Genomic DNA, 20,088 nt, shown 5'->3' with positions numbered 1-20,088 from the left:
CGGGCTTTACATTCGAGAGGGTTAGTGTGTGAGCAATTCACAGGGAAAAGAAATAGCAATGCCCTTGGTACTGCCCCGATTCAGAGTCTGGCTTTTGCCTGTTTGTTTAAGCTTGCAATAGCTCCTTGTATAATTTGTAGTATTCTTGAGCGTTTTTTTGCCAGCTAAATTGCTGTGCATATGCGTAGGCTGCGGCACTGTGGGCATCATCAAAAACACTCATACCATACTCAAAAACCGCTTTCATATCCGTAGGTTCGAACGTTTGCCAGAAAAATACATGAGTACTGCCAATTTCTTTCAAGCTGGTTCGGTCGGAACAGAAAACGGGCTTATGGTTCAACATTGCTTCTATAACAGGCAAACCAAACCCTTCAGCCAATGAAGGAAATACAAAGGCAGTACAGTGTTGATACAGATACTGTTTTTCGGCTTCGCTCACTGGACCCGGTAATATTACCGTGTTTTGCAAATTGTATTGTTCTACTAACTTACGAAGATACAATCCATAAGCAGTATCATTTTCCCCTGCAATAATCAATCGATAGCGACCTTCGAGCCTCTTCACAAAGGGGATGAGCACATGAAAGTTTTTTTTGGGCAAACATTGACCAATGGTGAATAGATAGGGCTCGTCGAAGTTTAAGAAATCCGGTCGCTGTGGTGTTTCTTGGGGTAACTTCACGCCATTGTATATAACTCGCAAAATTTGATGCGGATAAAATTTCAAATGTTGTTCACAAACTTTGCGGGTAAACTGCGAAATAAAAACCACAGCGTCGGCATTGTCCACCATGTGTTGAACTTCCTTTAAATAGCGCCGTGCCTTTCGCTTGCTCTTTGTAAACAAAAAGTTGAGGTCGTGAATGGTGAGCACTTTTTTGCCACTGCATGCCACACGAAATGCTGGCGTTTGATGCAGTATGTGCAGTATGTCAAAATTATCGTAATGCGCAGGAATAAAACGATGTATGTCCTTTAAGCGAAAGACTTGTCTGCTTTTTAGATGTTGGGGTTCGTTTTCCCCATATACCAAGTAGCTGAATTCTATGAAATTATTCTGAGCAGCTTGTTCCGAGAGTGCTTTGCTAAAATCGATGGAAACCCTTCCTAAGCCACAATTGGGGCGATGTATCTTGTCGAGCAGGATGGCTACTTTCGGTTGATGCCTCAAGTGTTCCAGCGTAATTCGATTATTGCTTAGATATACCAATTTACTGGCTGGCAAATGCGAGTTAGACAAAGGAACCCCATGGTTAATTAAAATTTTCTTTATTGGATGATGGGCGGAAATGTATCGTAATACTTTTTCCTCATCTTCCGGTTTTTCCCCAATATGGTAGTATATCTCAGCTTTTAGCCCAAACTTTATGCATAAGTGAATGAGTTGGGCGTCGAACAAATTATTAACTACAAAGGCGCGAATACGCAAACGCTCAAATATCCTATAAAGAAGATATATGAACAAAGGACCCAACCATACATAGAATTTTATCCGCTTCTCAATACAATGAATGCCTGCTTGCTTGCATTCTTGAATTAGTCCAGATTGGTAGGAGCTAAACAGTACGATTTGGGTGCAATGCTCCTCTGCTGTTTTTATATCGGTGATGTATTGAAATTCAAAATTGCGGGTTGGAACATTTGAAGTAAAAAAACAAACCCTGTGAGGCGTACGGGTTTTCTCAAAGTCAATTATCTTTTTCAGCTTAGCATATTTCAGGTAAACTTCGTATGCAGCATTGACGCTTACAACAAAGCCATAAAAACCATCTAAAATTCCCAGTTTTATAAAATATTCCCAGAAAAAACGCCAGAGAGGTTTCAGTAGAATGGAAAAGATACTGGCGCTGTATCCCTTATAGTAAAAAGTTTCTGATTGTAACTCCGAAAATTTATTGATTTGGGTGATTTGCTGTCCAATGGTATGGAACGAGTAATGCAATAGGTTGCCCTTTAAATGCTTGATTCGTGCACCTTTTTTCATAATCAAAGCATCGTGGGGGGAGTAGCTGCCCACTGCCCCATACGACGATTGTAAAGCCGAAGCGTGCGTGAGGGACGCCAGCTTGTATAACGCATCCATCGCCCACAATAATTGGTAAGCCGGTTGAATGTATAGCCGTCGTGTGTCCAGTTTTGCTTTACTTCAGCAATCGAAGCTTTTAATGTATCCGATAGTTGCTCATTTGCATTGAGCAATAGAACGTAATCGTAAGTTGCCTGTTCAGTAGCCCAATTCTTTTGTTCAATATATCCCTCAAACTTGTGCTGGATAAGTCGTGCATTATATTGTAGAGCTATTTCTTTTGTCTTGTTGGTTAAGGAACTATCCACCACCACTATTTCATCAACAATTCCCACCAGCGAGCGCAAACACTGTTCAAGATGCTGCTCTTCATTGAGCGTAACAATTACTGCTGAAATTTTTGGCATTGTGCGTTGCTTGTAAATGATGCAACAAACTTAAGTTAAAGTTTTAACTTAAACGAACGCCGGCTATAGCTTTCCCCTTCAACGGCAAAACACCTCTTTTCCACTCATTTCAAAAAATGAACTTTCCTCATCCCCATTCCCCATTCCCCATTCCCCATTCTCCATTCCCCATTCCCCATTCTCAATTCTCCATTCTCAATTCTCCATTCCCCATTCTCAATTCTCAATTCTCAATTCTCCATTCTCAATTCTCCATTCTCAATTTTCAATTCTCCATTCTCAATTCTCAATTCCCCACTGGAAACAGCCCCTGCACCAGCCCCTTTTTGTGCTGCTCCAGCAATTCAATTTTTTCCGTTTGGGCAGCGATGAGGTCGTCTAAGGACGAGAGGCAAGCGGCGATTTTTTGTTGTTCGGGGAGGGAAGGGAAGGGGATAAGAATTTCCGAAAATTGTTTATAGCTAATCATTTTGCCGTCTCTTATGCCTTGAAGGTTTTTATTTAAATCTTGAATAAAAGATGTTGTCTTGAAATAATGACGGTAAAAATCATTCTCTAATTCAGTCTTTTTCCTAAGAATTACATAGGCTGGACTACACAATCCCTTGAATTTAGAATATTCAATTCCTCCTTGAAATGACCTTAAACTAATTATAAAATCACCAACTTCAACCACTTTATAACTTTCAATGCTCCTATCTGTAACAGAAACATGATAATCAATCATTTCTCTTGGAATTGCGCCATGTTCCTGAGTGATTGCGAGTATTGGTAAATCTGAATTATGATTTTTATTTACAATGGGTTCAAATAATTTATCTCCATTAAAATAATCCCACTCCCCGCTATCCTCAAACTCCTTAAACCGCAGTTTTGGCACGGTTTCGCCCTCTTGTGGGAAGAGCTGTTGCAGCAGTCCTTTTTTGTGTTGTTGCAGCAGGGCTAACTTTTCCCGCTCGCCTGCTATCACTTCATTTAAAGACGAGAGACAGGCGGCGATTTTTTCTTGTTCCTCCTTTGCTTTTGGAACTCTAATAGTGAGTTTTTTTAATTGTGCTGCATACAAATGAACTACTGTATCGCCTTGGGCAATTTTTGAAATGGTTTTTTTCAATCCGTGACTTAAATAATAAGCGAGGAACTCCCCGTTTACAAGTGAAGACCTTAAAATATTTAAATCGCCTCCTAAAGCAACACCACCTAACTTAACACAAGATGCTGTGGCAATCTCTTCTTTTGTTTCTCCTGATGAAGGAATAATCACATCGTTTGGTTCACTTAGGATTAAACCTTCTCCATTAAGATTAGTAAATGACTTTATTTCTTTAATCACCTCATTGTAATGAGTGTAAAGCTCCCCATATCTTATGCACGGTTGTGTTCCATTATTGTTAATATCAGATTTTGAGATACCTCTACCCTTCAAAAAATTAGCCACTTCCCCCAACTTCTTCACCTCCCACTCTCCTGCATTTTGGAATTCGGGGAAGCGGAGGCGGGGGATGCGGGGGCTGTCGTTATGCGTTTTCATGGCATCGATTTTCGGATTTGATAACTTGTGCCCAAAAAGTTATGAAGTGCCCTTTAGGGCAAAAGTACTGAAAAAATAAAAAAACCGCTTGCGTGCCCTTTCACAACTGCCTTTGGAAGGGCTGCGTTGCGTGCTTGTTGTATCTTTGAACACTTTCGGCTTTTGCCTTCGCAATTGCCTAACGCAAGCGGCTCATGAGCCAAAACACCAGCGATAGCAATAAACTCAAAAGCAACGAGCTGGCTAAAGGGAAGTAAAAAGTGAAATTGTCGCGCTTGATGATGAGGTCGCCGGGCAGTTTGCCAAAAGAAAGATAACGACCAGCAGCCCACCATATCAACCCTAACACAAACAGAGCGCCACCGACCACCATCAGCCATTTGCCTATATTGGGGGTTTCTTGCATAGGCTTTCTCTGATTTTTTTGGTGAAAACAGCTTGCAAGGCGCGGAGGGTTCCAAACCCGCTTTTTATGTAAAGCGGGCAGGGGGCTGTTCTTTGGGCTGGTCTTCGTAAAGGATGCGTACCGCCGGGCTCTCTACATCTTCGTATTGCCCGCTGCGCACAGCCCAAAAGAAGATACCCACAAACAAGGCAGCAACTGTTGTACTCACCAATACCAACAAAACAATCACAGACATATCTATTTCTTTTTGCTATTCTGCGAAAATATTTGAAAAGCCAACCACTGGGCGCTCAGGGTTGCCACTACTACCACCGATACCGAGCTCAGAGGCATTAAGATAGCCGCTACCACAGGCGAGAGCGCACCGCTTATAGCCCAAGAGATACCTATGAGGTTGTAGAGAAGCGACAGCCCCAAGTTGACATAGACCACGTAACGGCTGGCACGGGCATAACGAAGCATGGCGGGCAGCTGCTCGAATGCCTCAGCTTGGAGCAGTGCATCGCAAGCAGGCGAAAAGGCATGTATTTCTTCTGAAATGGCTACGCCCACATCGCTTTGACGCAGCGCCCCGGCATCGTTCAAGCCGTCGCCCAGCATCAGCACTTTTTCGCCGTTTTGGCGGCAAGCCTCTATGAAGCGGCTTTTGTCGTGGGGGCTTTGCTCCAAGTGCATCTCTTCTTTTTGAAAGAAAGGGCTAAACAGTTGGGCGCTGTGCGCATGGTCGCCCGACAGAAGGCTGAGGCGGTACCCCATGCCACGAAGCGATTGCAACACTTGCCCCAAGCCACGGCGATATACCGGGCGCACGCGGAAATATCCTAATATGCGGGTGTTGATGGCTACATATACATAGCTTTCGGCACCTTGGGGCGAGGCAGACAAGCCTACAAAAGAGGCGCTTCCCATCCGGACGATGTCGCCGGCTATTTCGGCAGCAATGCCCTTGCCTTTTTGTTCACGGAAGTTGCTCACTTCCAACAAAGGCAAGTTGCCCAGCAGCTGGGCAATGCTGCGGCTTAGCGGGTGTGAGGATTGAGCCACCAACGACGCCAACAATTGCTTTTCGTTTTCGTCGAGCGCTTGCCCTTGCCATTCCACATCGCTACGGCTGCTTTCGGTGAGTGTGCCGGTTTTATCCATTACAATATGCTGCACTTCGCGCAGCTGTTCTATTACTTCTTGGTTGCGCACAAACAAGCCCCGCTTGGCAAGCACGGTCATAGCGGCGCCCAGCGTGAAGGGGGTCGAGAGCGAGAGGGCACAGGGGCAAGCCACAATCAATACGGCACTGCCTACCATCCACCAGTGGGCAGTATTGGGAGAAAGCCACCACCAAAGGGCAGCGGCAAGGGTAGCTATGCCCAAGGTGGCAAAAGTGAAATATTGAGCCACGAGGTCTACGAAGCGGCGGTGGGTAGGGCGCTTTTTGCGGAAGTTGTCCCAGAGCGATACCAGATAGCTTTGTTCTACGGGTTTTTCCACTTCTACTTCGATGGCTTGCCCAATCACTTTGGCGCCAGCATACAAATGGTCGCCTTGGCGGGCTTCTACCGGATGCGATTCACCCGTTACGAAGCTGTAATCCAAGTAAGCTTGCTTGCTGAGCAACCGGCTGTCGCAAGGCAGCACTTCTTCGTGATGGAGGCGTAGCCAATCGCCCTTTTCTACTTGGCGGATGGGTACGCTGTGGTAGTAGCCATTGGGGCTTTTGCGCTGCACTGCTAAGGGAAAATAAGAACGGTAGTCTCTTTCAAAAGACAGGTGTTCGTAGGTTTTGTTTTGCACCCATTTGCCAATGAGCAAAAAGAAAACCAACCCTGCCAGACTGTCCCAGTAGCCGGCTTGTCCGGCTATAAAGGTGTCGTAAGCACTGCGCAGCAGCAGCGCCCACATACCCAGCGCCAAGGGCACGTCCAGACTTAACTGACGGTCTTTGCCCGAGAAGAAGTTGCGCAACGAATGGCGCGCTCCACGCAAGTAATCGCTGCCCCCATAAAAGAAGGCGGGCAGCGCCAGCATAGCATTCAAGTATTGAAAAAAGCGCAGATATTGCCCCTCTACTATTTCCTGCAGAGAAAAATATTCTGGAAAACTCAACAACATGATGTTGCCGGCGCAGAAGCCAGTCAGTCCCAGTTTCCAATACAGGCGGTAATCTTGTTTTTTTGTTTGGTTTTCGGCAGCCGCATTGTCCATGCGTATGAGTGGGGCATAGCCCAGCCGCGCCAGCAGCACGGCAATGGCTTTAAGCGCCAGTTGCCCCGGGTGGTAGTGTATCTGCAATATTTTTTTTGAGAAAAAAAGGCGCGCCTCTTCAATGCCTTCTTGCAGGCGGGGCAGGTGCTCGAGCAGCCAAATGCAAGAGCTGCAATGGATGGAAGGAATGTAGAGGCGCACAACAGCCAATTGTTCGTCGCGGTAGTCGAGTAGGCTATTGACTACTTCTTCACTGTCAAGAAAACTGTATTTTTCTTCCCAACGGTCTTGCTCTACCTTTACGCCCGCCTTTTCGCTCAGTTTGTAATAGTCGCATAGCCCGTTGGCTTGTAGTAGCATGTAGGCAGCTTGGCAGCCTTGGCAGCAAAAGGTTTTCTCATCATAATGCAAGGCATCCGTTTCGCTACAGCCATCACCGCAGTGATAACACCGCAGTTGTTGTTCTATCTTTGCCATATGGTGTAGTTTTCGGCTTCTAATATCAAAAACGAAACTACACACGGCGGTGCAGCTGGGCAATGACAGCCGTCAGTCATCGTCTTGCATATGGTAGAATTTCTGGAGTTTCTTTTTTACATGAAAAAATCTGTAAGTACCTATCAACAGCAGGCAAGGAGCTAAAAACAGCAGACCCCAGCCCAACTCTCTGACTTCTTTCATGATGCCTACCTTGAGAATGGCAATGCCAGAGCTAAGAAAAACTACGAAGCTGCGAAAATAAGCCAAAAAAGTCCGTTCATTGGCTAAACGGGTACGCTCCAATGCCAGCTTATCGCCAACCCCCAAGGGGGGACTGTGTCGGTCTTCTTTGGGTTTTGCAGGGTGTGTCATAGGGCAACAATGTCTTAGAAACGTAATACAAAATTTTGTTTGGGTTGCTTTTGTCGCAAAAACAACAGCCCTGCACGGAACAAGTCAATGCTGATACCGAAATGCGGCTGTTGGCGCAATTCGCCCCATGCCTTTTCCATCTCGGCAGACCAGTGGATGTCGTCCAGAACAACAAGGCTGTTTTCATGCAGGTAGGGCAGGCATTGTTCCACATAACGCAAAGTGGGGGCGTAGCGGTGGTTGGCGTCCACATAAAGCAGGTCTATACGTTTAATTTTGGGCAGACATGAAGGCAGGCTTTCGTCTATATTTCCTTGCACAAGCTCGATGTTGTGTAAGTTCAATTTCTGGAAGTTTTTTTGGGCTATTTCCAGTAGGGAGGGTTCTCCTTCAAAGGTATATACTTTTGCTTGGGAAGAAGTCTTTGCCAGATAGGCAGTGGCGATGCCCACATGAGTGCCCAGCTCTACGATATGGCGTGCGTGCATGTACAAAGCGGCACGAAAAAGCATCTGCCCTAATTTGGGAGGTGCTGCCGCCCGTCGCACCAAACGCTTCAACTGTGTATTTCTGGGGAAGCGGGAGCCGGCACCAAAACCTTGCAATGCCACTTGCTGCCTATCGCGTAGCAGTTCGCGGCGCAGCTGTTCTATTTCATCAAAGGCATAGTAGCCCTCTTTTGCCTTGATAACCTTCATGTAAAAATCGAAGACGAAGGGCGAGTGAAGACTATGCTCATCTTTGGCACGAAGCCGATGCAATAGGTAAGCACTTAGCATGCGGAAAAACGCTGGTTCAATACAGCTGCAATTTAAAAAAACTCATCGGGACACTACCAAGAAAGCAGCCGTCCGAAGGGGGGCGCTGTTGCATGCCTGTAGGTTGTCTTGGTTTTATCAGGAAAAAGATTGCTCGGAAGGGGATTCCCCAACAAAAGGCGATGCCGGCAGGTGGTCCATCATTTGGCGTTCTATTCGGCTAAACGACAAGTCGGCATACACTTTTTCTTTTGTAGGATACATCATCGCAAAGAACACAATGACCGATAGGGCTGCCACCAAGAAAAACCAATGTTGGGTGACACAAAAAGCCAGCAATACGAACAGGATGGTGCCACTTACCACTGCATAGGTAACTACAAGCATTTGGCTGTACAAGCGCACTTTCTCTTCTATATGGGAATGGCTTTGTATGCTTTTGAGCTTGGTTTGAGCCAAAAGACGTACCGACACCATCATGGCTATGGTAAGCAATGGCACAAGTAAACCGAAAGCGATGTTCAGCGCTGGGTGGGGGTGAAATACATGCTTCACTTCGACTTCGAAATAACAAAAGGCGGTGAGCAGTACTTGTCCGCCAAGCAACAGCAGATACATACGGTGCATTTGCTGCATGTATTTGTCAATCAAAAGTTCCTTTTTCATATCGCCACCTATTTTAAACCACCATGCTTACGAGCTGTCGTGATTTTGGGTTACTGCAATATAAAATTACTTGTTGCCCTTAAGCCATTCCTTCTTGCGAAAGAGTCAAGCAAATTTACCACAAATGAGGGCGGTTTTCTTTATCAGTTTTAAAGGTTCAGGCGCACCAGCTGTCGGTTGCCCGCACCATCCCATACATGCAGCTCAAAGCTACCACGCAGCGGCTCTTGGCGTTCTGGGTCGCTCCATAAGCTGTGATTTTTTGACTCATACTCCATGAGCAAGAAGCGTCCGTTCAGATAGGCTTCGAAACGCTCAATACCCGAGAAGTCGTCGGCTATGCGGAAAAAGAGCTGTCGTGCACTGCGGCGCACTAAAACAACACTTGGGGCTTGTCGGTCTTCTATGAGTCGGTATTCGCCCAGCCGTGCAGCTTCGAAATAAAGTGTATCGCCTCGTTGTTGTACTTCTTTTACTTTGGAAACCCCCCCTCCTTGGTTTACATAATACAAGCATTCGCCCGCTTTGAGGGGGCGCCCCAAGGCATAGGCTATCTTAATAGGACGAGCCAGCAATTGGTGTGCTTCGCCTATTTTGAGTTGCCCCGGAGCCGTTTCTGCCACCTTCACAAAAAGAGGGGCGTAGCAACTGTGAGGATACACATATAACTGCAATTTAGGAAAGCGCAAGGTGTCTGCTTTGTCTGCCGGTAGTTGGTAGAAAGGAAAATAAAAACGTTCTTGATTGACTTCCACCCAATCGGGCACGGCGTCGCCTATGTCCCACAGATAAACCGCCTTGGGGTATCGAATAGCAGCCAGCGGTACCTTAAAAGGCAAGCCGTTGCGATAGAGGAACAAAAATCTGGGGGGCATGCCTATGCCGCTGACTTCCATGCGCAAACGCCCATGCTCTTCGATGTGCCACTCTATGTGGGGTTGAGCCACCACCGGCAATTGTTTAGGTATCGCCGCTTCGGGTTTTTGACCATAGAGTTGCAACTCAACCGTACTTTCATTGCCTGCCACGTCGGTCAATACCATACGCACCCGATAGCTTTTGCCCGCTTCTATGTGCAAAATGCCATCGCCTTCATAAATGCCCAAACGATTGTCGGGTGTAAGGTAGGCACGTTGAAAAAAAGCCCTGCTTTTCAAATAAACCTCATAGTTGAGGTGCCGGTTGATAGAAAAGGTTTCATCCATAGGAAAATCTTCTATGCGCCAAGCAAAGAGCCGTTTTCCGTTTACCTCTACATGCAGGCTGCGTACGGCGTAGCGGTGCTGGGCGGCTGTCATGTAGTCCCAAGCATTTACTTCCAAGCCTATGTCGCCATAGGCACCGACGGCATTGGGCAGCTCATAACGCCCGTTTCCTTTGTGCACCAAGCCAAACACACGCCGCTCAATGCCCTGCTGCACACGGCTGTGTGCCCGCAGGGGCATGATGGCTATTGCCTGCACATGGGGCGGACGCCGGTCGGGCATGAGCCAAGGAAAGAAGCGTTGTGGGTCCAGCACATTGTCGTTGGCATTGCGTATCTCGTAGTGCAAGTGTGGACCAAACGAAAAGCCTGTATTGCCTACATAACCTATGATTTCGCCTTTTTTCACGGGCAAAGCGCCGGGCAAGGGAAACAACTCCACAAAAAAAGATTTTTGGGCGTATTGTGCCTCACGCACATAGGTTTTGATTTTAGGGGCAAAGGCACTTAGATGGGCATATACGCTCATGTGCCTACTTTGGGGGTGTAGCAAATACACCACTTGCCCATATCCGCTGCTCGATACCTTCACTCGGCACACATAACCGTCGGCAGAAGCATACACAGGCGTGCCTATGGGTGCGCGTATGTCTAAGCCACCATGAAAATGATTGTTGCGCAGCTCGCCCATATTGCCCGTAAGATAGCTGTACTCTTTGGGCAAAGGGTACAGCCAATCCTGTTTGTATTCCGAGGGCTGCGCGCTCAAGAGATTATTGAAAGCCGCCGGGTGCCACAGCAACAGCAGGCACTGCACAAGCAAAGAAAAACGCATAGGCTTTTCAGATATGTATTACTTTATTTCGAAGTCCAGCATTTTGCGTCCTTCGAGGTAAGCGGTCAGGCGGTCGCCTATCTTGACAGGACCTACGCCCGACGGCGTACCGGTGAAGATAATATCGCCGGTTTTGAGTGTAAAGAAGCGCGACAGGTAGGCTATCAGAAAGTCTATTTTGAATATCATCAGGGAAGTATTGCCTTGTTGACGCACTTCGCCGTTTACTTCGAGGTGAAAGTGGAGGTTTTGCAGGTCTGCAAAGGTTTCTTTCGGAATCCACTCCGAGATGGGCGCCGAGCCATCGAACCCCTTGGCTATGTCCCAAGGGTAGCTATTTTGCTTGAGTTTGGCTTGTATGTCGCGTGCGGTGAAGTCGATGCCCAACCCCACCGCATCGTAATACTTGTGCGCAAACTGCTCATCTATGTGTTTGCCTTCTTTGCATATGCGCACAATCACTTCCACTTCGTGGTGTATTTCTTTGCTGAAGTCCGGATAGTAAAAAGGTGCATTGTTGCGCAAGAGGGCGGTATCGGGTTTTAAAAAAATGACCGGTTCGCCTGAAAACTTGTCATAAGCGCTTTGCATCTCTTCGATGTGCGCTGCATAATTTTTACCTACTGCCAGTATTTTCATAAGGGGTATCGTTTTAAAAAAAATGACATACAAACTTAGAAGAAAAAGCAGATGAAAGGAAATAAAAAAAGGCTGGCTTTCAAAAAAGCCGCCTTTGTATATGTGATAAAACTAAAGCGAATGGCTTTACTCTCCGTGCAACCATGCCTTTTTGGCAAGCAGTTCTTCTTCGGTTTCTTCGTAATCGGGGTCTTCCACGCAGCAGTCCACGGGGCATACAGCCGCGCATTGAGGTTCTTCATGGAAGCCCATACATTCGGTACATTTGCCAGATACGATATAATAAAACTCATCGGAGAGGGGGGGCTGCGGCTCGTGTGCATCGATTACCGTGCCGTCTTCGAGCTCTACCTGTTCGAGGGCAGTGCCATCAGCCCAACGCCATTCTACGCCTCCTTCATATATGGCGGTATTGGGGCACTCGGGTTCACATGCACCACAATTGATGCATTCTTCTGTTATCATTATAGCCATAATAATCGGTCCTTTTTTAAGGATGGTCGGTTGAAAAAGTAAATTGCTTTTACAAAGTAACTAAACCTTGAACAAACAAAAAAGTTTCTTGTTGGCTTGCTTTTATTTCGGCGTTTGGGTGGGTATGTCTTTCAGGCTGAAGCGGTAAACTTTGCGTGAAGGAATCAGCCACAGCAAGAAAAAGCCGGCTAAAAAGAAGCACATGAGTGCCAACGCACTGTTGCGCATGCTTCCGGTGAGGTCGTCTATAAAGCCATAGGTAAAGGTGCCCAGCACAATAGCCAGCTTTTCGCTGATGTCGTAAAAGCTGAAATAGGAGGCGGTATCGTCGGTATCGTCGGGCATCAGTTTGGCGTAGGTAGCCCGTGCCAATGCCTGCGTGCCCCCCATAAGCAAACCTACTACTGCTGCCAAGCCGTAAAACTGGCTTTCGGTGTAGGTGTAATAAGCAGCCACACAAACCCCTGCCCATACGATAAGAGCCAGCTGCAGCGCACGCACATTGCCCCACAAGGAAGAAAGGAAAGAAAACAGATGCGCTCCGGGTACTGCAATAAGCTGCAAAATAAGAATGGTGATGATGAGTTTGTCTGCTGCCAGTTTCAGCTCATTGGTGCCAAAAAGCGTGGCTACATACATAATCGTCTGCAAACCCATAGTGAAAAAGAAAAACGCCACCACGAAGCGCTTGAGTAAGCGTTGATATTTGATTTCTGCCACGACCTTCTGCAATTCACGCAAGCCGTTGAGTATCCAGCGTTTGCTGTGCGGGTGCTGGCTGTGGTCGTTGGGCAGCCCTCGAAAGGTGATTTGTGCAAACCCCATCCACCATAAGCCGGTGAGTACAAACGAAAGCCGCGAGGCCATGCTGCTGCTTATGTTGCCAAACCATGCTGGCTTCAAAATGGGCAGCAGGCAAATGATGAGCAGCAACACACTACCCACATAGCCCCAAGCAAAGCCGCGGGCACTCAAACGGTCGTAGGCTTCTTCGGGCGCAATGCGTGGTAGGTAGGAGTTATAGAAGACAATGCTACCACTAAAGCCGACCAGTCCCAACAAGAAAGCGCTTAGCCCCCAGTACAAAGTATCGAGGTCTTTGAAGAAAAAAAGCCCCATACAGGCAGCACTGCCCAAATAGCAGAAGAGTTGCATAAACTGCTTCCGCCAGCCGCTATAGTCAGCAATGGCTGTCAGAAAAGGCGAAAGGAGGGCTACTATCAAAAAAGCAAGCGATACGGTATAGGAAAAAAGTGCCGAGCCGGATACTGACACCCCAAAAACAGTGGGCACATGGTCTTGCACGATGGCTTCGTAATAAATGGGAAATATGGTAGAGGTGATGACCAGCGAAAAAACCGAGTTTGCCCAGTCGTAGAGCACCCACGCCCGTTGGGCTTGTTTTCTTTGCTTTTCGTCGATTGCTTCCATGTTTTAAACTATTGGTTTAGTTTCTTTGTATAGACAAAGAAAATACCTTATCTTAAAGGTAAAAGGTAACTATTTAAAAAAGCAACATATATGAAAGAGGCATCTCATACAAGCGACAGCGTGCCTAATTTTATAGAGGGCATCAAGCCTAAGGAAACACTCTTAGGCAAGTTTTACAAATGGGAGCGGGAGCGTCCCGAAAGCGTGTATCTTCGCCAGCCCTATGGGCAGAAGTGGAAAGAAATGACCTTTGCCGAAGTAGGCAAGGAGGCGCGCCGCATGGCGGCTTATTTTGCTTCTCTTGGCTTGAAAAGAGGCGACCATATCGGCATCATCGCCAAGAATCATGCCTATTGGATTATTGCAGACCTGGCTATTATGATGGGGGGGTATGTGTCAGTACCTATTTATCCGAATATAAGCCGCAAACAGCTGGAATATATTATCCGAGATTCCGACATTAAGCTGCTGTTGGTGGGCAAGCTCGAAAACTGGAAGCTGTTCTATGATGCTCAATTCGCGGTGAAGCACATCCTTGCCTTGCCCGATTCCAACATTATGGGGCTCGAAAACTGGGAACGCATCCGCAATAACTACTCACCCATCGAAGGCTATCCAAATGTTGATTTCGACGATTTGTTTACGGTTATTTACACTTCTGGCACTACAGGGAACCCCAAAGGGGTTAAACTCACCCACTTTGCTGTTGCCATTTGTTTGGAAGTCAATCGCTCTTTGCTGGAGTTAGAAGGCGAGTGCCGCTTTTTCTCTTACTTGCCGCTGGCTCACTCGGCAGAGCGCGCCGCAGTGGAGGCTTTTAGCTTAGAGAGTGGGGGCACCGTGTCTTTTTTCGAGCACCGCGAAACGTTTTTAAGAAACCTGCGTGAAGCAGCACCCACCCATTTTTTGGCAGTGCCTGCCGTATGGCAGAGCTTCTATGAGGGCATTGTGAGGAAGATGCCTGCCTCGCGTTTAAAAATGCTTCTGAAAATACCGCTACTCAATCGTTTGGTGAAGAAAAAAATACGGCAAGGCTTGGGTTTGCACAAAGCGCATATGGTGATTACAGGCGCTGCGCCCATGCCTGCCAACCTCCATCGTTTTTTTGGTGAGTTGGGGCTCGAAATACAAGAAGTGTATGGAATTACGGAGATGGCAGCAGCTGTGTGCATACATCGAAAAGGAGATGTACGCCCCGGCACGGTGGGCAAGCCCTTTCCTATGGTACAACTGCGTATTGACCCCCATAGCAGAGAGATTGTTGTCAAGGCACCATGGATGTTCATAGGGTATTATCGCGACAGTCGCAAGACTGCCGAAGCTATAGACGCCGAAGGGTGGTATCATACCGGTGACCGTGGACACCTCACCGAAGACGGGCACCTGGTCTTGGAAGGGCGCCTGAGCGATGAATTCAAAACAGTGAGAGGGTTATTTGTGAACCCTAATGTGATAGAGCCTCTTTTTGCATTGAATGAAAACATAGGGCAGGTGTGTGTGATTGGTGAAGGGTTGTTAAAGCCCGTAGCACTTGTTACTTTGTCGGAGAAAGGGCAAAAAGAACCCGATGTTGTCCTGAAAGTGGGCATGGAAGTAACCATGAACCGGATAAACGGAGAGCTTTCCGATGTAGAGCAGATAGAAAAGGTAATTATTTTGCCCGAGGCATGGACTGTGGAAAATGGGCTGCTAACGCCCACCATGAAAATACGGCGCAAAGCTATTTATGCACGCTACGCAGCGCTACTTCCTACTTGGTTGAATCATCCCGAAAAAGTGGTTTTTGTGTCTAAAGAAGAGCTGAGTCATCTCCATGAAAAAGACGAGTAGTCTGTGGCAGTTGCCAGCATAGGCATGCTGTTTTTTTCTTTTTTGTCTGTGAACTGCTATCTTTGGGCAAAAGAATTGCCTATGTATTTGCTTTTTATCCGCTGGGATGTGGACCCCGCCATAGTGGAAGTCTTTGGAAGAGAAATTCGTTGGTACGGATTGATGTTTGCCATCGCCTTTTTGTTGGGGTCAAATATTCTTGCCAAGATATTTAAGATAGAAGGAAAGCCCGAAAAAGACTTAGATAAGCTTACAGTTTATGTGATTATAGCCACCATCGTGGGGGCACGCTTGGGGCACTGCCTTTTTTACCAGCCCGACTATTATTTGGCAAACCCCATGGAGATTCTGAAAATATGGGAGGGGGGACTCGCCAGCCATGGAGCTGCCATAGGCATACTCACGGCTTTGTACCTCTACAGCCGCTCTCGCCCCAGTCAGCCCTTTTTGTGGGTTACCGACCGTGTGGTGATTCCCGTGGCACTGGGCGGCGCTTTTGTGCGCTTGGGCAACTTAATGAACTCGGAGATTGTGGGTAAACCCACTGACCTACCCTGGGGCTTCATCTTTGTGCGCAACGGAGAAGACTTTGCCCGCCACCCGACGCAGATTTATGAATCGCTCTTTTACTTCTTTACTTTTTATGTTCTTTGGCGTCTCTATCAAAAATACCAAACCAAGCTGCCCCACGGAGCTTTGTTGGGGCTGTTTTTGGTGATGGTTTTTGGCTTCCGTTTCTTAGTGGAATTTGTCAAAGACAATCAAGTACCTTTTGAAGACCAGCTGCCACTGAATATGGGGCAGATTTTGAGTGTTCCGGCTGTGCTGGCTGGTCTGTGGCTGATGGCACGTGCCTGGAAGAAAGAAGCAAGCAAACAAGCATAGTTGACATTGCGCATATTTGTTTGTACTACCTCCCTGGAAGTTCTTGGGAGGTTTTGGCATATCCTTACTCATTTATTTTCAACCTAAAAATACATCGTATGAAGACAAAAGAAGAAATCGTAAGAGACTGGCTGCCGCGCTATACAGGCACACCACTGGAGGAGTTTAGAGATTACATACTGCTCACTAACTTCCACAGCTATGTGGAAATGTTCGCCGAGAAATTCAATGTACCTATTCGTGGGCTTGACAAACCCATGCAAACAGCATCCTCTGACTTGATTACCATTGTAAATTTCGGTATGGGTAGTGCCATGGCGGCAACCGTCATGGACTTGCTCTCTGCTGTAGCTCCCAAAGCCGTTTTATTTTTGGGTAAATGCGGCGGTTTGAAGAAAGACATTAGCGTGGGTGACCTCATCCTACCTATTGCCGCCATACGAGGCGAAGGAACAAGCAATGATTATATGCCGCCCGAAATTCCTGCCTTACCTTCATTCCGTTTGCAGAAGGCGGTGTCTGCCATGATTGTGAAAAACAACTTGGATTACTGGACGGGCACAGTGTACACTACCAACCGCCGAGTGTGGGAACACGATACTAACTTCAAAGAGTATTTGCGCAAAACGCGTGTGATGGGCATCGACATGGAAACTGCCACCCTGTTTATTGTAGGTTTTGTCAATAAAATACCTCATGGGGCGCTCCTGCTCGTGTCTGATGTGCCCATGATTCCGGAAGGTGTGAAAACCTCTGAAAGCGACAAGTACGTGACGCGTCAGTTTGCCCCCATCCATCTGCAAATAGGCATCGATTCGCTTACAGAACTGGCTATTTCGGGTGAGTCGGTGAAGCATCTGCGCTTCGAATAAGCAATAGAACAAAGTGAGCCGGTAGGAATCACCGGCAGTTCTTGTTTTATTTGCTTTTTCGAAAATAAAATACCTTTTTGAGCATGCACTGGACCGACACACATTGTCATTTGTATCTACCAGAATTTGAAAACGACCGCTCGGCGGTAGTCAGTCTTGCCCTTGCACAAGGCGTGCACCGCATCATATTGCCCAATATTGACAGCAATTCTATTGGCAGTATGTTACGCTTAGAAGAGGCTTATCCGGGGCAATGTTTTGCTGCGATGGGCTTGCATCCCTGTTCCGTGAAAGAAAATTTTGAAGAGGAATTGCGTCTGGTAGAAGAGTGGCTACACCGCCGTCCTTTTGTGGCAATAGGGGAGATGGGTACCGACCGCTATTGGGATACTTCCTTCTGGGAGCAGCAAGTGGAGGCTTTTAAGATTCAAGCCAATTGGGCAAAAAAAATGGGCTTGCCGCTGATTATCCATTGCCGCGAGTCGATGGATGAAACTATAGACTTACTCGAACAATTGCAAGACGGTAGCTTGCAAGGCGTTTTTCATTGTTTCAACGGCTCGGTCGAACAGGCAGCGCGTATCGAAGCACTTGGCTTTTATGTAGGGCTGGGAGGAGTAACTACCTTCAAAAAAGCAGGGATGGAGCGGGTAGTGCCCCAGCTGAACCCCGCCCGCATTTTGCTGGAAACAGATGCGCCTTATTTAAGCCCTGTGCCTTACAGAGGCAAACGCAACGAACCAGCATATATTCCACTTATTGCCCAGCGAGTGGCTGAGCTGCTGGGCTGCTCTCTTGAGCAACTCTCTGCACAAACCGAAGAAAACGTGCAACGCCTGTTTTTTGACCAAAAATCATAAGAAATGCCTGTTCATCAAGTCATAGAAATAGATACGGCGCTGCCTAAGCCACCCCGTGCCCATGTGTTGGTGCTTTACACCGGTGGCACCTTAGGTATGCAATACGACCCCTCCGGGCAATATTTAGTACCCTTCGATTTCAGCCAAACGCTGGAACGCCTGCCCGAATTGCGGCGTTTCGACTTTCGGATTACGGTCATTACCCTCACCCCCTTGCTCGACTCTGCCAACATCACCCCCGCACACTGGCAAGAGTGGGCTTCTATTATTGAAGAGCACTACGCCGCTTATGATGGTTTTGTGATTTTGCATGGCACCGATACTATGGCGTATAGTGCTTCGGCATTGAGCTTCATGTTTGAGAACCTCACTAAGCCCATCATCTTTACAGGTGCACAGTTGCCTATAGGTGAAGCCCGTAACGATGCCCGCTCCAATTTGATTACCGCTCTCGAAATAGCTGCTATGAAGCACACCGATGGGCGCGCACGGGTGCCCGAAGTCTGTGTGTATTTTGACTACCACCTATGGCGTGGCAATCGCGTAAAAAAGGTAGAGAGCGAAGATTTCGATGCTTTCGATTCGCCCAATTATCCTTTTCTGGCAAAAGCAGGCATTCGCATTCGTTTTCAAGATAGTTACATCTTGCCGCACCCTTCGGAAAAGCCGATGCAGGTGCATAAGCACTTTGACCCTGCCGTGGCGTTGGTGCGTTTGTACCCCGGCATGCCCCTGTCGTTGATGGAAGCAGTATTGTTACACCCGGCAGCCAAAGCAGTGGTTTTACAAAGCTACGGCTCGGGAACTGCCCCTACCGATGCCCATTTTTTAAGACTTTTGGAAAAAGCCTTGCAAGCCGATAAAATCTTGTTGAATGTGTCGCAGTGTTATGGCGGGCGGGTGGTACAGGGCGCCTATGAAACCAGCTACACCTTGGAAAAAATAGGCGTTTTGAGTGCCGAAGACATGACAGTAGAGGCGGCAATCACCAAGCTCATGTTTTTGCTCGGAAAAGAAAGCCCTAAAGAAGAGCTAAAAAGACTAATCAAAGAGAATTTGCGCGGCGAAATCACCAAATGATGGTACATGAAGATACTACCAAACAAAATTTGCATGGAATTAGGAAAATAATCATATTTGCATCGGAAGCTTCGAAACAGGGCTATATCACTTCTGTTTCGGGTTTCTTTTGAAAGTACAGAGAGGTGGCCGAGTGGTCGAAGGCGCACGCCTGGAGAGCGTGTATCCCGGAAAACCGGGATCGCGGGTTCGAATCCCGTCCTCTCTGCTATTTTTTTAAGCAAATCAATGGTTTCAAAATTTAAACATTTAAGCAACTAATAAAGTGTTGAGTATGAAAAAGCTATTCTCTATTTTCGCCTTAGCTGGTCTTTTGTATGTGCAAACCCCAGTGTTTGCTCAAACTGAAACCGACACGACTGCTGCTACTGAAGAGGTGGCTCCGGCTGAAACAAAAACAACAGCACAAGAAGCTACTGTGCAGGAAGAAACAAACGCAGCTAAAGAACAATCGTTTCATCAATTTGTTCTTGAGAAGTTTATCGAGGGTGGCGTGGAATTTATGTCCATCATCCTCATCTGTTTGATTCTTGGTTTGGCTATCTCTATCGAGCGTATCATCTACTTGAACCTGAGCTCTACCAACACGAAGAAACTGTTGACCGAAATTGAAGAGGCTTTGAAAACACAAGGTACCGATGGCGCTTTGAAAGTAGCTCAAAATCAAAAAGGTGCTGTGGCTTCTCTGTTCGCACAAGGTTTGATGCGTGTGGATGAAGGCATCGAAATGGTAGAAAAGTCGGTATTGGCATACGGCTCGGTAGTGATGGGTAAATTGGAGCGCGGCTTGGTGTGGGTATCGCTCTTCATTGCCATTGCTCCTATGCTTGGTTTCATGGGTACTGTATTGGGTATGGTGGCTGCTTTCGACAAAATCCAGCAAGCCGGTAACCTCGACGCTTCCTTGATTGCCGGTGAAATCAAAGTGGCGCTTTTGACTACCATTGGCGGTTTGATTGTAGGGGTGATTCTTCAAGTCTTCTACAACTACTGCGTATCGAAAATCGATAGCATGGTCAATGAAATGGAAGATGCTTCTATCTCTTTGGTTGACCTCTTGGTGCGTCATAAAGCCGGTTTGTTGAAGTAATACATGCTTCCGTTTCTCTCTAAATCTTAACCCAAGATAT

19 protein-coding genes and 1 tRNA gene are annotated in these 20,088 nt (G+C 47.1%); 7 read left to right on the top strand and 13 right to left on the bottom strand.

Annotated elements, in window-relative coordinates:
* Positions 1–106: 106 nt before the first annotated feature.
* From FHS56_RS06700 to FHS56_RS06640, 13 genes are all read right to left on the bottom strand, one after another.
* Entirely contained in the window at positions 107–2,086 is a 1,980-nt protein-coding gene (locus tag FHS56_RS06700) for a glycosyltransferase (RefSeq protein WP_166919126.1), read from the bottom strand.
* Positions 1,990–2,436, bottom strand: coding sequence for a glycosyltransferase family 2 protein (locus tag FHS56_RS06695; protein ID WP_166919125.1), 447 nt, complete (start codon positions 2,434–2,436; stop codon positions 1,990–1,992). Before FHS56_RS06695 ends, FHS56_RS06700 begins: the two co-directional genes overlap by 97 nt.
* Before the next feature lie 286 nt (positions 2,437–2,722).
* A complete protein-coding gene (locus tag FHS56_RS06690) occupies positions 2,723–3,967 on the bottom strand; it encodes a restriction endonuclease subunit S (protein WP_166919124.1) in 1,245 nt (414 codons plus the stop codon).
* A 178-nt stretch (positions 3,968–4,145) separates the two neighbouring features.
* Positions 4,146–4,373 carry a DUF2905 domain-containing protein gene (locus tag FHS56_RS06685; protein ID WP_166919123.1) on the bottom strand — a complete coding sequence of 76 codons (228 nt, stop codon included), beginning with the start codon at positions 4,371–4,373 and terminating at the stop codon, positions 4,146–4,148.
* Between the two features lie 64 nt (positions 4,374–4,437).
* A complete protein-coding gene (gene ccoS / locus FHS56_RS06680; RefSeq protein WP_166919122.1) occupies positions 4,438–4,608 on the bottom strand; it encodes a cbb3-type cytochrome oxidase assembly protein CcoS in 171 nt (56 codons plus the stop codon).
* A 2-nt stretch (positions 4,609–4,610) separates the two neighbouring features.
* The gene (locus tag FHS56_RS06675; protein ID WP_166919121.1) at positions 4,611–7,049 is read right to left on the bottom strand and encodes a heavy metal translocating P-type ATPase; all 2,439 of its coding nucleotides are present in this window, start codon (positions 7,047–7,049) and stop codon (positions 4,611–4,613) included.
* Positions 7,050–7,121: 72 nt separating this feature from the next.
* Positions 7,122–7,424, bottom strand: coding sequence for a DUF202 domain-containing protein (locus FHS56_RS06670; protein WP_166919120.1), 303 nt, complete (start codon positions 7,422–7,424; stop codon positions 7,122–7,124).
* 14 nt (positions 7,425–7,438) lie between these two features.
* Positions 7,439–8,203, bottom strand: coding sequence for an O-methyltransferase (locus FHS56_RS06665; RefSeq protein WP_166919119.1), 765 nt, complete (start codon positions 8,201–8,203; stop codon positions 7,439–7,441).
* A 117-nt stretch (positions 8,204–8,320) separates the two neighbouring features.
* Entirely contained in the window at positions 8,321–8,848 is a 528-nt protein-coding gene (locus FHS56_RS06660) for a hypothetical protein (protein WP_166919118.1), read from the bottom strand.
* Positions 8,849–8,997: 149 nt separating this feature from the next.
* A complete protein-coding gene (locus tag FHS56_RS06655) occupies positions 8,998–10,887 on the bottom strand; it encodes a M23 family metallopeptidase (RefSeq protein ID WP_166919117.1) in 1,890 nt (629 codons plus the stop codon).
* A gap of 18 nt (positions 10,888–10,905) precedes the next feature.
* Positions 10,906–11,526 carry a fumarylacetoacetate hydrolase family protein gene (locus tag FHS56_RS06650; RefSeq protein ID WP_166919116.1) on the bottom strand — a complete coding sequence of 207 codons (621 nt, stop codon included), beginning with the start codon at positions 11,524–11,526 and terminating at the stop codon, positions 10,906–10,908.
* Positions 11,527–11,652: 126 nt separating this feature from the next.
* Positions 11,653–12,000 (bottom strand): 4Fe-4S dicluster domain-containing protein, encoded by a 348-nt coding sequence (locus tag FHS56_RS06645; protein WP_166919115.1) that lies wholly within the window; start codon positions 11,998–12,000, stop codon positions 11,653–11,655.
* 102 nt (positions 12,001–12,102) lie between these two features.
* Positions 12,103–13,431, bottom strand: coding sequence for an MFS transporter (locus tag FHS56_RS06640; protein WP_166919114.1), 1,329 nt, complete (start codon positions 13,429–13,431; stop codon positions 12,103–12,105).
* A gap of 90 nt (positions 13,432–13,521) precedes the next feature.
* On the opposite strand from FHS56_RS06640, the gene FHS56_RS06635 reads away from it, so the two are divergent.
* The 7 genes from FHS56_RS06635 (at position 13,522) to FHS56_RS06605 (ending at position 20,048) form a co-directional block, all read left to right on the top strand.
* Positions 13,522–15,261, top strand: coding sequence for an AMP-dependent synthetase/ligase (locus FHS56_RS06635; protein WP_166919113.1), 1,740 nt, complete (start codon positions 13,522–13,524; stop codon positions 15,259–15,261).
* Between the two features lie 3 nt (positions 15,262–15,264).
* Positions 15,265–16,146: a prolipoprotein diacylglyceryl transferase gene (gene lgt, locus FHS56_RS06630; protein ID WP_317165658.1), complete on the top strand. Its 882-nt coding sequence runs from the start codon at positions 15,265–15,267 to the stop codon at positions 16,144–16,146.
* Positions 16,147–16,244: 98 nt separating this feature from the next.
* Positions 16,245–17,018 carry an AMP nucleosidase gene (locus tag FHS56_RS06625; protein ID WP_166919112.1) on the top strand — a complete coding sequence of 258 codons (774 nt, stop codon included), beginning with the start codon at positions 16,245–16,247 and terminating at the stop codon, positions 17,016–17,018.
* 83 nt (positions 17,019–17,101) lie between these two features.
* Entirely contained in the window at positions 17,102–17,878 is a 777-nt protein-coding gene (locus FHS56_RS06620; protein WP_166919111.1) for a TatD family hydrolase, read from the top strand.
* A 3-nt stretch (positions 17,879–17,881) separates the two neighbouring features.
* A complete protein-coding gene (locus FHS56_RS06615) occupies positions 17,882–18,958 on the top strand; it encodes an asparaginase (RefSeq protein WP_166919110.1) in 1,077 nt (358 codons plus the stop codon).
* A 119-nt stretch (positions 18,959–19,077) separates the two neighbouring features.
* Positions 19,078–19,166: transfer RNA gene (locus FHS56_RS06610), tRNA-Ser, on the top strand.
* Between the two features lie 66 nt (positions 19,167–19,232).
* Entirely contained in the window at positions 19,233–20,048 is an 816-nt protein-coding gene (locus FHS56_RS06605) for a MotA/TolQ/ExbB proton channel family protein (RefSeq protein WP_166919109.1), read from the top strand.
* Positions 20,049–20,088: the final 40 nt, after the last annotated feature.

Source organism: Thermonema lapsum, from assembly GCF_011761635.1.
Taxonomy (GTDB): Bacteria; Bacteroidota; Bacteroidia; order Cytophagales; family Thermonemataceae; genus Thermonema; species Thermonema lapsum.
Note: the sequence above shows the minus strand (reverse complement) of the source record. Positions and strands in the feature narration are given on the sequence as shown.